The 12,421-nt window shown below is 53.4% G+C and carries 14 protein-coding genes and 1 tRNA gene; 2 read left to right on the top strand and 13 right to left on the bottom strand.

Annotation, left to right across the window (positions count from 1 at the left end; translation table 11 throughout):
• Positions 1-10 precede the first annotated feature (10 nt).
• Complete coding sequence (gene secG / locus AOP6_RS06670; RefSeq protein ID WP_155875906.1) at positions 11-349, top strand: preprotein translocase subunit SecG; 339 nt, start codon at positions 11-13, stop codon at positions 347-349.
• Positions 350-412: 63 nt separating this feature from the next.
• Positions 413-499, top strand: a tRNA-Leu gene (locus tag AOP6_RS06665).
• 64 nt (positions 500-563) lie between these two features.
• Here AOP6_RS06665 and AOP6_RS06660 read toward each other — a convergent pair.
• From AOP6_RS06660 to AOP6_RS06600, 13 genes are all read right to left on the bottom strand, one after another.
• Positions 564-956, bottom strand: coding sequence for a hypothetical protein (locus tag AOP6_RS06660; RefSeq protein WP_155875904.1), 393 nt, complete (start codon positions 954-956; stop codon positions 564-566).
• 39 nt (positions 957-995) lie between these two features.
• Positions 996-1,610, bottom strand: coding sequence for an L-threonylcarbamoyladenylate synthase (locus AOP6_RS06655; protein ID WP_155875902.1), 615 nt, complete (start codon positions 1,608-1,610; stop codon positions 996-998).
• A 117-nt stretch (positions 1,611-1,727) separates the two neighbouring features.
• Complete coding sequence (locus AOP6_RS06650; RefSeq protein ID WP_155875900.1) at positions 1,728-1,997, bottom strand: DUF493 domain-containing protein; 270 nt, start codon at positions 1,995-1,997, stop codon at positions 1,728-1,730.
• Between the two features lies 1 nt (position 1,998).
• Positions 1,999-2,454, bottom strand: a complete 456-nt coding sequence (dut, locus tag AOP6_RS06645; RefSeq protein ID WP_155875898.1) for a dUTP diphosphatase — start codon at positions 2,452-2,454, stop codon at positions 1,999-2,001.
• 27 nt (positions 2,455-2,481) lie between these two features.
• Positions 2,482-3,741: a pitrilysin family protein gene (locus AOP6_RS06640; RefSeq protein WP_155875896.1), complete on the bottom strand. Its 1,260-nt coding sequence runs from the start codon at positions 3,739-3,741 to the stop codon at positions 2,482-2,484.
• Between the two features lie 15 nt (positions 3,742-3,756).
• On the bottom strand, positions 3,757-5,853 hold the full coding sequence (pnp, locus tag AOP6_RS06635) for a polyribonucleotide nucleotidyltransferase (RefSeq protein ID WP_155875894.1): 2,097 nt from the start codon (positions 5,851-5,853) through the stop codon (positions 3,757-3,759).
• A 206-nt stretch (positions 5,854-6,059) separates the two neighbouring features.
• The gene (gene rpsO, locus AOP6_RS06630; RefSeq protein WP_155875892.1) at positions 6,060-6,326 is read right to left on the bottom strand and encodes a 30S ribosomal protein S15; all 267 of its coding nucleotides are present in this window, start codon (positions 6,324-6,326) and stop codon (positions 6,060-6,062) included.
• 102 nt (positions 6,327-6,428) lie between these two features.
• Entirely contained in the window at positions 6,429-7,346 is a 918-nt protein-coding gene (gene truB / locus AOP6_RS06625; RefSeq protein WP_155875890.1) for a tRNA pseudouridine(55) synthase TruB, read from the bottom strand.
• A 5-nt stretch (positions 7,347-7,351) separates the two neighbouring features.
• Positions 7,352-8,302 (bottom strand): bifunctional oligoribonuclease/PAP phosphatase NrnA, encoded by a 951-nt coding sequence (locus AOP6_RS06620; RefSeq protein ID WP_155875888.1) that lies wholly within the window; start codon positions 8,300-8,302, stop codon positions 7,352-7,354.
• Positions 8,274-8,651: a ribosome-binding factor A gene (locus tag AOP6_RS06615; RefSeq protein WP_155875886.1), complete on the bottom strand. Its 378-nt coding sequence runs from the start codon at positions 8,649-8,651 to the stop codon at positions 8,274-8,276. Before AOP6_RS06615 ends, AOP6_RS06620 begins: the two co-directional genes overlap by 29 nt.
• 17 nt (positions 8,652-8,668) lie before the next feature.
• Positions 8,669-8,959: a DUF503 domain-containing protein gene (locus tag AOP6_RS06610; protein WP_155875884.1), complete on the bottom strand. Its 291-nt coding sequence runs from the start codon at positions 8,957-8,959 to the stop codon at positions 8,669-8,671.
• Positions 8,960-8,972: 13 nt separating this feature from the next.
• Positions 8,973-11,825, bottom strand: a complete 2,853-nt coding sequence (gene infB, locus AOP6_RS06605) for a translation initiation factor IF-2 (RefSeq protein ID WP_155875881.1) — start codon at positions 11,823-11,825, stop codon at positions 8,973-8,975.
• Entirely contained in the window at positions 11,825-12,421 is a 597-nt protein-coding gene (locus AOP6_RS06600) for a YlxR family protein (protein WP_155875879.1), read from the bottom strand. Before AOP6_RS06600 ends, infB begins: the two co-directional genes overlap by 1 nt.

Genomic DNA, 12,421 nt, shown 5'->3' with positions numbered 1-12,421 from the left:
GAGTTGAACCATGTCCTCATTGCTTCTCATTATTCACGTTTTTATCTGCATTGCCCTTATCATCATCGTCCTGCTGCAGGCCGGTAAAGGAGCCGAAATCGGGGCATCTTTCGGCTCCGGCGGCAGTAACACGGTTTTCGGGGCTTCCGGGGGTCAAAGTTTCATGAGCAAAATGACCGCGGGCGTCGCCATTATCTTCATGCTCACCAGCCTTACCCTGGCCTACTTCCATGGTCAACCCGGAGGCAGCAGTGTCATGCCTGAAAATCTGGCGCCTCAAACACAGACTGCCCCTCAAGCACCTGTTGAAGCCCCTGCGGCAGCACAACCGGAAGAGACAAAAAAGTAAAAAACAGAGCCAATTTCTTGTTGACACACACAAGCTAAATCAGTATATATACAAGCCGTTAAAGCCGAAGTGGTGGAACTGGTAGACACGCCATCTTGAGGGGGTGGTGGCCAATTGGTCGTGAGAGTTCGAGTCTCTCCTTCGGCACCAAATAAATGAAAAGCCCGGTCTTCTGACCGGGCTTTTTCTGTTCAATATTATTGCCAGCCAGACCTCAGCAACCGCAGCCGCAGTTATGGCATACAATTTTGGAGCTTCCTTCCGGCTCAACCGTTTCAGGAGCAAAAGCCACCCGATTGACCCCTCGACGCACATCCTCAACGATATCCAGGTCAGCGCTCTTGCCTATGACATGCCCCAGGCAAAGATTAAAGATATTATCCTGGGGAGAGCGTAGCCGCACAGCGTTCAAAAGGTCGCCATACCCGTTAATATCCAGGGTAACGGCGTCATCATCGCAGTAATTCAGTTGGATATCATAGCCGGACAGCTCTCGAGCTAAATCATCCAGCATGGCGTTCATGGACTCCCTATCGATACCATATTTTTTTTTGCCTTCAACCGCCCTGCAGCGATAAAAGGCAACCGTAATCTGTTTTTGATTCATATCCGAAAAAAACTCTCTACGCTGGCTGCATGACAAAAGTCATCTCTGGTGAATCCAGGACGTATCCCCGCTCCCCTGACGAAGAATTTCAACCTGGTCATCGATAAGACTGATAACGGTCGAGGCATCTCCCAGCAGAACGCCACCATCGACGACCATATCCACCATTTTTCCCAAGTTCATCTCAATCTCAGCCGGGTCGTGGATGGGTTCTTCCCCACTGATATTGACACTAGTAGTTACCAGAGGATGGCCCAACTCCTTAACGATAGCCTGAGCGATCGGGTTGTCGGGGATGCGGATACCAACTGTCTTCTGCTTGGTGGTCAACAGGTCTGGAACAATACGGGTCGCTTCGAGGACAAACGTATAGGGTCCAGGCAGGTTGCGCTTCATCGTTTTAAACGCGAAGTTACTGACCTGGGCATAATTGGATACATCGGAGAGGTCTGAACAAATAAAGGAAAAAGGTTTACGGGGATCGCGCTGTTTGATCTGGTAAATCTTTTTGACCCCTTTTTTGTTGAAGATGTCACAACCTATTCCGTAAATAGTATCGGTCGGATAAACAATAACACCTCCCTGTTTCAAGCATTCAACAACCCGATTGATAAGTCTCTGCTGCGGATTAATCGGATTAATGGATAGAATCATGAGAAATCTCCATCTAAAAAGTCATCACAGCGACCATGACCTGGTTGTTTCTTCAGACTGACCGGCCCACAGGACAATACTAACATACGTTGTCGATTTGTCCCCATCTGACTGTAGTTACAACAGGAACTTGAGGCCTTCCACTCCGCGCAGAGCCGCGTAAATATCATGCACCTGCTGCATATTGTGGAGACGAACAAGAACAGAAACCGCCAGATAGCTCCCCCGAGAACTGGGCCGACACTTGAGGGCATCAAGAGGTACCGGCACAATATCGGAAACGGCCCTGTGTACCGCACGCAAAAAAGAGCCATCAGCCCCTTCACTGCCGATAGCTTTGAACACATAGTCGCAAGGGAACTGTATGAGGCTGTCGGATGAATCCATGCTAAACCTCAGGGCCTGTACCGGTGTGGCCAAACCCACCCGTATTGCGCTCGGTGACGTCCAGATCTTGGACCACCTCCATAACGGCCTGCTGAACAGGGGCAATGACCAGTTGAGCAATACGATCCCCGGGAGACAGGGTCACTTCGTCCTGTCCGTGGTTAATCAGGATGATTCCGAGTTCTCCTCGATAATCGGCATCAATGGTCCCGGGCGAATTGACCAGAGCAATGCCCTTTTTCAGAGCCAGTCCCGAGCGCGGACGGACCTGCCCTTCAAACCCGACCGGGATAGCCAGAGCCAAACCGGTCGGTATGAGAAGGCGTTGTCCTTGCGCCAGGCGAACAGGTGAATCAAGAGCGGCAAAAAGATCCATCCCTGCCGCCAGGTCAGTCATGTAGCGCGGAACGACTGCATCATCCCGCAGCTTCTTAATACGCACTGTAATAGGACTCATTCTCCACCCGTGGTGTATTGCCCCGTGCTATCCCAGCGTCAGGTCGAGCAGGGGGAATTGTTTTTCATCAATCGGGCCAAGCAGCTGAAGATTAAGATAGTCGTCTTGAAATAGAAACTGTGCCAATCGCTGGATACTTTCAACAGTCACTTTTTCAAATTCACCGAGGACCTGTTTCAGGGAAGGTTGCCGACCCAGATAAATCTCGTTTTTGGACAGTCGCGTCATGCGGTTATCCGTACTTTCCAGAGAGAGCAACAGCTGCCCCTTCAGCTGATCCTTGCAAGCCTTCAACTCCGCGCGGGAAACGGGTTCCGACCTGAAGCGATGCATCTCTTTCAGCATCAGTCGAACAACAAGAGGTGCATTCTCCGTGGACGTAGCCGTATAGAGCACCAAAGCCCCTGCATCGGAGTGACTGTTGAGATAGCTGTAAATGGAATAAGCTAACCCCTGCTCTTCCCGCACTGTTTGAAAAAGACGGGAGCTCATACTCCCCCCGAGAATCGTGTTCAGCACATAGGCAGAAAAGCGGTTGGGATGATTTTGCGGCAGAGCTCTCGTGCCGAGGCAGATATGGACCTGCTCAAGATCCCTGTGGTTAAAGCGCAGGCTGGGTCGATAATCAGGAGGAGAAAGGATCTGCTTTTTTGCACCGGGCACAATCTGGCTGAAGGCCCCAGCAATCAGATCGACGACCTTTTGATGGACCAGGTCGCCAGCAGCGCAGACCAGGATATTACCACCAACAAAACAGGTTTTGAGATGATCGAGAAAATCATCTCTGCACATGTTTTTTACGGATTCCCGAGAGCCAAGGACAGGACGTCCAAGGGGGTGATTTTCCCAAAAAGCCTGACTGAAGAGATCATGAACCACATCGTCCGGAGTATCCTCCACCATACTGATTTCCTGGAGGATAACCCGACGTTCCTTTTCAATCTCATCAAGATCAAATACGGAGGATTGAAGGGAATCAGCAAGAAGGTCGATGGCCAGGGGGAGATGCCTGGCCAGAACCTTGGCGTAAAAACAGCAGTATTCTCGGCTGGTGAAGGCGTTAAGCACTCCACCAACCGAGTCAATCTCCCTGGCGATCTCAAGAGCGCTGCGGCGGTTGGTTCCCTTGAAGAGCAGATGCTCGACAAAGTGAGAGATTCCGCCTTGAGTCTGATTCTCGTGGCGTGAACCGCTTTCCACCCAGATCCCGATAGTCACCGAATGGACAGCGGGTACGTTTTCGGTGACTATGCGGATCCCGTTTTCGAGCGTGGTCTTTTCTATCATGGACGACAGATGAAGCTACTCCGCTGAAGAAGTCTGGTCGAGCGCCTCTTTGCGGGAAAGCTTTATCTTCCCTTGCTTGTCGATAGCCAGAACCTTGACCAGGACCTGGTCTCCTTCCTGAAGCACATCGGTGACATTGCGGACGCGCTCTTTGGCCAGTTCGGAGATATGCACGAGACCATCTGTCCCGGGGAATATTTCCACGAAGGCGCCAAATTCCATGATTTTACGCACCGTCCCCATATAGAGCTTGCCCACTTCGGCTTCTTGCGTGAGATCACGGATCATTTTGACCGCCCGCTGACTGGCTTCACCGTCAGCCGAAGCGATATTGATGCGGCCATCATCTTCGATATCGATGGAGCAGCCTGTTGCCTCAATAATGCTGCGGATTGTTTTACCCCCCGAGCCGATAACCGTACGCACCTGGTCGGACTTGACATAAATGGTGGTGATTCTGGGGGCGTAAGGAGAAAGTTCTCCACGAGCAGAGCTGATGGCTTCCGCCATTTTGTCGAGGATGTGGATGCGACCTTCACGGGCCTGCTGAAGGGCCTGCTTCATGATATCACGGGTAACACCGGTGATCTTGATATCCATCTGCAGGGCCGTCACCCCATTGCGGGTACCGGTAACCTTAAAGTCCATATCGCCGAGATGGTCTTCGTCACCGAGAATGTCGCTGAGCACAGCCACATCGTCGCCTTCTTTGATCAGTCCCATGGCGATGCCGGCGACAGCCTCCTTAACAGGCACACCAGCATCCATGAGAGCCAGGGAACCGCCACAGACACTGGCCATGGAGGAAGAGCCGTTGGACTCAAGGATGTCGGAGACGATACGAATGGTATAGGGGAAATCCGTGTGAGCAGGCAGAATCTTGGAGATCGAGCGTTCAGCCAGCATGCCATGGCCGATCTCGCGACGACCCGGGAAGAGACGCATGCTGGTCTCTCCCACGCAGAAAGGGGGAAAGTTGTAGTGCAGGTAGAACTTTTTAAACTCCATTCCCTGCACATTGTCCATACGCTGTTCATCGACGGCCGTTCCCAGTGCCACGGCCACAAGAGCCTGGGTTTCACCGCGGGTAAAGAGGGCGCTGCCGTGAGCACGAGGGAGATTGCCTATCTCACAAGAGATCGGCCGCACCGTTTTCATGTCGCGACCATCAATGCGTACCTTGCTCTTGATAATCATCTGACGAACAACGCGTTTCTCAATCTTGCCGAAGAGCTCCCCAATCTCGTCAAGGCGATCGGCGAAGTCGGCGGCGAGGGCTTCCTTGACCTGGGATTTTGCCTCGGCCAGGGCAGCATAGCGCTCCTGCTTGGTGCGAATGGCAAAAGCCTCGCGAATCTTGTCTTCCGCCAATTCTGCCACTTTGGCAGCCAGATCCTCATCGGTCTGTGGAACCTGAAACTCACGCTTGGACTTGCCAACGAGCTCGCCCAGTTTGGCTTGAAGATCAATCAAAGGCTGCATGGCCTTATGGCCAAAAAAGATCGCTTCGAGCATATCATCTTCGGAAAGAAACTCGGATTCACCTTCGACCATGATAACAGCGTCCCGGGAACCGGCAACGATGATGTCGAGATCGCTCTGCGCCATCTGTTCGAGCGTCGGGTTGGCCACGAACTGCCCCCCGGCTCTGCCCACGCGTACAGCGGCAATGGGGCCATTGAAAGGGATGTCTGACACCTGGACAGCAGCCGAAGCGGCCACAATAGCGAGAGTATCAGGGTCATTGACGCGATCCGCGGAGATCACCGTGGGCATGATCTGCGTTTCGAAAAGATATCCCTTGGGGAACATAGGCCGCATGGGCCGGTCAATAAGACGGCAGATCAGGGTTTCACGCTCGGTGGTACCGCGCTCACGACGAAAAAAGGAGCCCGGAATCTTGCCGGCCGCATAGAATTTTTCCTGATAGTTCACGGTCAGCGGGAAGAAGTCCTGTCCCTCACGCAGCTTCGTCGAAGAAACCGCGGTGCACAGCACCTGGGTTTCACCATAGGTGACAACTGTTGCCCCGTCAGCCTGCCGGGCCATTTTTCCTGTTTCGATTGTAAGGGGTTGACCGTTAAATTCTACCTCTACTTTGTGATAAGCCATGTTGTTCTCCTTCGCTCCCTCCAGAATAACCAGAAGGAAGCGTCTGTTCTTTGTGTGCGTTCTCAAATGGCAAAAGGAGGATGGCCTGAGACAGTATCTGTATTCCCCTCCGGGAGGAACTCAGATCCTCTCTCGGGACAACCTCCGATGCCGGACCAAAACAAAGGGCAGCAGGCCCCCTTTTTCCGAGAGCGTGCTGCCCTGTATTACCTGCGGATTCCCAATTCTTTGATGACCGTGCGATACCGGTCGACGTCTTTCTTTTTCAGATAATCGAGAAGCCGACGCCGTTGCCCTACGATTTTGAGCAGTCCACGCCGGGAGTGATGATCCTTCTTGTGAGTGCGGAAATGTTCGGTCAGATAATTAATCCGCTCGGAGAGAAGGGCGATCTGAACTTCCGGGGAACCGGTATCACCTTCGTGGGTCTTGAATTTGTCAATGATTTCCTGCTTGCGTTCCGTGGCTAACACCTTGCCACCTCCTTTCAAACTCTTCTTCTGGAATTTACCAGGCTATTGGCTGGTTCAAAAACATCGGACTTTGTATCATAAAAACAAGAGAAGTGTAAAGGTTTAATCATCCTCATCTCCCTGATTCATAACCCTTAGGAACTCAAAGTCTCCCCTGCGCTCCCTCTGCCTCCCCGGGGCAAAACGAACTACCGCTAAAAGATGCCCACCATGGACAAGACCAGCGGTATCTCCCTCGTTGAGGGAGCATGGTCCTTCAATAGACTGCAGGCCGGGAGGGATACCGAACCTCAAGGCGCGGGCCGCTTCGGTAGAAACCTGCAACAGCGCGAATCCCCTCAGGGCTTCCAAGGGTGAGAGAAGGGGAATGTCAGCAATGGACGCGGTCTCCAGTCGCTCAAGAGAAACGGCGTCCCCTTCGTCAAAAAAACCGTTGCGCGTACGTCGTAAAGCGGTGAGGTGAGCACCTACTGCGAGCTCTTCACCCAAATCGTGGGCCAGAGAGCGGATGTAGGTGCCTTTGCCACAATCGACCTCAAGGGTAACATAAGGCAGGCTCACCTCCAACACTTCAATCCGTGAAATCTCAACATTTCTCGGCTCGCGCTCCACCTCGATACCCTGCCGGGCCAAACGATGGAGCGGGGTGCCGTTTTTTTTGATGGCGGAAAACATGGGGGGAATCTGTTCAATGTTCCCTGTGAACTTCTGGCAGCAGCGAGCAATATCCGCAAAAGTTATGGGCGGAACAGGCCGACACTGGGTGATCGTCCCTTCCGCATCGTAAGTATCTGTCGTTTCACCCAGTTTAAGTGTGGCACGATAGCGCTTTTGTCCAGCCATGAGAAACTGAACTATTTTGGTAGCTTCCCCGATAGCGACAGGCAAAACACCGGTGGCCATGGGATCCAGGGTACCCGTATGGCCGACACGCTTCGTGCGAAAAAAGCGCCGCACCCGCCGAACCACATCGTGGGATGTCATTCCCTGGGGTTTATCAATAATCAGAAGACCATGCATGGATGTCAGAACAGAAGAGAGTCAAGGCGGGCAAAAACACTCTGTCGCACGGTCTCAATGGCTCCCAGGACCATGGCCCCGGAAGCGTTATGGTGACCACCGCCACCAAGTTCCCGGGCCAGGGCACCGACATCGACCTTGCCCTTCGAGCGAAAACCTACCTTATGATTGTCCGGGGAGACTTCGCGGAAAAAAAGAGCGACTTCGACACCACGAACGGAGCGGGGATAGTTGATAAAGCCGTCCGTATACTCCGGACCGGTATTCGTTTGGGCCATCATGTCAAGGGTCGCCGTCACGGATGCATAGCGGCCACAGGAAGAAACGGTCAGGGTGTTCAGGACAGCACCAAGCAGGCGCAACCTTTTTTCCTCCTGGCTTTCATACAGACCGGAGGCCACCTCCCAGGGAGAAACCCCGAGAGCAACCATTTCTGCAGCGATAGAAAAAGCCTCCGGGTCCGCGTTGGAATAACGAAAAGAACCTGTATCCGCCAGAATGGCCGTATAAACACACAGGGCGACCTGAGAGGAGATGGGATGCCCCATAGCTTTGAGAATACGGTAAATCAGAGCCCCGGTGGCGCTGGCCGATTCGTCGACAAAGTAAAGGGAACCAAAATCTTCGGAAAAAGGGTGGTGGTCAATATTAACCAGGGTGCCGCAGCATTCTTTCAGATGAGAGCCAGCACGGCGCAACTCACCGGCATCCAGCACAAAACCAACATCAAAGGCTCCAGACCCGTCGAGGTTCTGGACGATTGTTTCGGCCCCAGGCAGAAAAGTGAAATCAGCAGGAACAGCGTCCCGATTGTAGGCGACAACGTCCTTTCCCATCTCCCGAAGGGCGTTGGTCAGAGCCAGAGTCGAAGCCATCGCGTCCCCATCCGGACCTTCATGGGAAGCGACCAGGAAACGATTGTTTTCTTTAATTATCCTGCTGATTTTCGCTATCATCGGAGCTTTCGGTCTGAATATCCTTCAAAAGAGATTCAATACGATTGCCATATTCGAGGCTGGTATCATATTTGAGAACGATGTCAGGTACGTGGCGCAGGCGCAGACGTTTACCCAGTTCACGGCGGATAAATGGAATGGAGCTATTTAGTCCTTTTTCCGAATTTTTGCGCGCTGTCTCATCCCCCATTACCGTGAAATAGACCTTGGCGATCTGAAGATCCGCGGTGACATCCACATTGGTGATGGTGACAAAACCGATGCGGGGATCTTTCAGCCCGTTGAGCAGAAGAGAGGAGATCTCTTTTTGAATTTCTTCTCCAACTCGTTGTGTGCGTTTTAAATCCACGTAATAGGCCTTCTTTTTTAAGAATAGTGCAGAAATTCAGTATCCCGATGAAGCACATCAGCCAAAGCCAGGCGATCAATTTCATCTTCGATGTGGCTGAACACGGCCTGTATATCGGCCTCGCTGGTAGCGACCATGCAAAAACCCACCTCAGTACGCTGCCACAGGTCCTGACTGCCCACCTCGGCTACGGACACCGGGAATCTCTCACGACAACGGCCGACAATTCTTTTAACCGCACCGCGCTTTTCCTTGAGATTCTGGGGGGCATGCAGATGAAGATCCAACTTCATGACGCCAACAACCATGACTTAGTCCCTTTTAAAGGGTTGTCTTGATAGCCTCCATCTCAAAGGCTTCAATAAAGTCACCAACTTTAATATCATTATAATTCTCAAGGCTGATACCACATTCATAGCCAGTGGCCACTTCTTTGACATCATCCTTGAAACGTTTCAATGAGCTCAGCTTGCCTTCCCAGATAACGACACTGTCTCGCACCAGGCGGACCTGCGAAGAGCGAAGAAGCTTCCCATCCACCACGTAACAGCCGGCAATGGTACCCACTTTGGAAATGGTGAACGTTTCCCTGACTTCGGCGCGACCAAGGTGCTTTTCCCGGAAAGTCGGTGCCAGCAGCCCTTCCATGGCGTCGCGAATATCAGCTACGGCATCATAAATGATGTTGTAAAGGCGAATATCAACGCCTTCCGCCTCCGCCAGCGCGCTGGCCTTGGTTTCAGGACGGACATTGAAGCCAAGCACGATAGCGTCCGAGGCCGTGGCCAGAGTAATATCACTTTCGGTGATGCCACCGACGCCGGTATGAATGACAACCAGTCGGCAGGCCTCTGTCGCCAACTTGAGAAGAGAATCCTTGACCGCCTCGACAGAGCCCTGAACGTCACCCTTGATGATGACTTTGAGTTCCTTGACATCCCCCTGCTGGATACGGGCATACAGCTGTTCCAGAGAGATTTTGCTGGTCTTGGCGAGTTCGGCCTCTCTAAGCTTCTGCTGGCGATGCTGAGCGACATCCTTGGCCGTTTTTTCATCATCGACGGCATGGAACGTGTCTCCGGCATCAGGAACACCGGAAAGACCGGTTACCTCGACAGGCACCGAAGGCCCTGCTTCAGTAACACGGCCACCCCGATCGTCCGTCATGGTTCTGACCCGACCGAAATGAACACCGCTGACGATGGGGTCGCCAATGCGCAGGGTTCCTTCCTGAACGAGCACCGTCGCGACAGGACCCCGGCCTTTGTCAAGACGGGCCTCGACAATAGCGCCCTTGGCAAGTTTGTCGGGATTCGCCTTAAGATCCATCACTTCAGCCTGCAGAAGGATCATTTCCAGCAGTTGATCGATATTTAGACGCTGCTTGGCACTCACCTCGACAAAAATCGTATCACCGCCCCAGCTTTCAGAGACAAGACCGAATTCGGTCAATTCCTGCTTGACGCGATCAGGATTGGCCTCAGGTTTGTCCATCTTGTTGATGGCAACAATAATGGGTACCTCGGCCGCCTTGGAATGGTTGATCGCTTCCTTGGTCTGCGGCATGACACCGTCATCTGCGGCCACGACGAGGATAACGATATCCGTCACCTTGGCACCGCGGGCACGCATGGCAGTAAAAGCCTCATGGCCAGGGGTATCAAGGAAACTAATTTTCCTGCCGTCAAGTTCTACATCGTAGGCACCTATATGCTGAGTAATGCCTCCAGCCTCGCCCTCCGTCACGTTGGTAGCGCGTATGGCGTCGAGAAGACTGGTTTTACCGTGATCGACGTGACCCATGATCGTAACGACCGGGGGCCGGGTTTTCAGATCTTCGGGCTTCTCTTTTTCGCCCTCTTTTCTGATCCCGGAATGATCAAGAATCGTCTCTTCATCAAAGGCGACGTTCTCAACTTCATAATTGAATTCGGATGCAAGAATGGCGGCGGTATCAAAATCGAGCGGGTGGTTGATCGTCACCATCGTTCCCTGGCGCATCAGCTCGCGGATAAGATCATTTGCCTTGATTCCCATGCGCTTGGCAAGTTCACCGACTGTAATGACATCGCTGATCTTGATAATCCGTTTGATGGCCTTGGAAACAGTGATTTCAGTCTTCTTGACCGGCTTAGGCGCCCGGCGCCCCCGCCGGGTGCGGTCGGCGTGGTCAGGCTCGAAGACCTCGCGACGTCCTTTGCGGCGCAAGCCGTCTCCCTGAGCCTCGCTGTAATCAGCGCCCTTCCCCTTCTTCTTCTTTTTGCCTCCGCGCACTTCTTTCCCGGCAAAGGGTTCGCCGAGAGAAGCAGGTGGCAGGGTAGGAGCGGAAGGACGACCCGCCCCCATTTCTCCACGCCTTTTGGGTGGAGCGCCGGCTTCACGACGAGGTGCGCCTCGATCGGGGGCACCAGCACCCGCCTCGGGTCGCCTTGGAGCGCCAGCCTCGGGACGTCTGGGAGCAGCGCCTTCACCACGTGGTGCGGGCGGCGTCTCGGCGCGACGCCCCTGTTGCTGCGCAGGCGCCTTTTTCGGCAGTTCGACACGACCCAGGATCTTAGCCCGGGAAGCCGTCGGTTTTGTGGCCTTAGGTGCAGGAACTGGCTTCTCTTCAGCAGGAGATTCCTCTTTTGCAGAAGGCGCTGTGACAGACTCCTTGACGGATGTCTCTGCCGATTCGGAGGAAACCGCGGGGGCTTCCTTGGGTGCCGGGGGAGGCGTTTTTTTAGCAGGGACCTCAGCAGCTGGCTCAGCAGCAACTTTTTCAGCGGCTGCCTCCTTCACCGGAGCTTCATCACCCTTTTGATCTGCCTCCTTGCCCTTCACAGGTTCGACGGGCTCGGTCTTTTCAACCTGCGCTGTCTTGGCAGCCTTGGCAACTTCCACCTCGGGCGCAGCATCAGTCTCCTCAAACTTTTCAGAAGACTCGGGTTCTTCAGCTGTCACAGCCTGTGGAACCTCCTTGCGACGACGCCTGATGATTCCAGGCATGATCCTCTCTTCTTCGATCTTTTCGACAGCAGGAGCGGAGGTTGCCTCAAACTTGCGGACATCATCTTCCTCAAGAACGCTCATGTGGGTCTTGGCGTCAATACCCGCCTCCTGAAGGCGCTCCAGAAGATCCTTGTTTTCAACACCGAGTTTCTGTGCCAGTTCGTATACCCTTGTCTTTCCCATCAAAACTCCCCTGCGATGTGCTTATATCGTGATAGTTCCTCAATAATCGAGTTTGCCAGCCCCCCGGGTTTGATCCCGACAACGCTCCGTTCTTCCTTGCCCAGCAGATGCCCCAAATCTTCCTTGGTGGAAAAAGTGAAGCAGGGGACCCCAAGATGACGTGCTTTACTTTTGATTTTATCCCCAATTCCGGTAGAAATATCGGCAGAGAGGATAATCAACGTAAACGAATCAGGTGAAGACAGCGCCATCATAACAAGGTTGCTGCCGGACACCAAACAGCCCGACTTGCGTGCCATGCCAATCAGAGAGAGGATTCGGCTTCTGACTTCAGCCACCAACGATTCCGTCAGCACCTCGGCAGAAACATCCCCAGCGAGCCCTCGAAAAGCGCGGCCGAACTGGCGCCTTTTTACCGCATCGTCAATACACTGCCGTTTCAGGCAGGTATAAGCTCCCCTGCCAGGCAGCCTCTTCCGATAGTCAACCAGGACTTCACCCTGAGGACTGACAACGTAGCGTACCAACTGCTGAGGGTCAAAGGTTTCGCGACAACCGAGGCACGTGCGCTCGGCCTTGTGTCTGCTGGCAGTCAA

This window comes from Desulfuromonas sp. AOP6 (assembly GCF_009731355.2).
Classification (GTDB): Bacteria; Desulfobacterota; Desulfuromonadia; order Desulfuromonadales; family SZUA-540; genus SZUA-540.
This window is presented reverse-complemented; position numbering and strand designations above follow the sequence as displayed.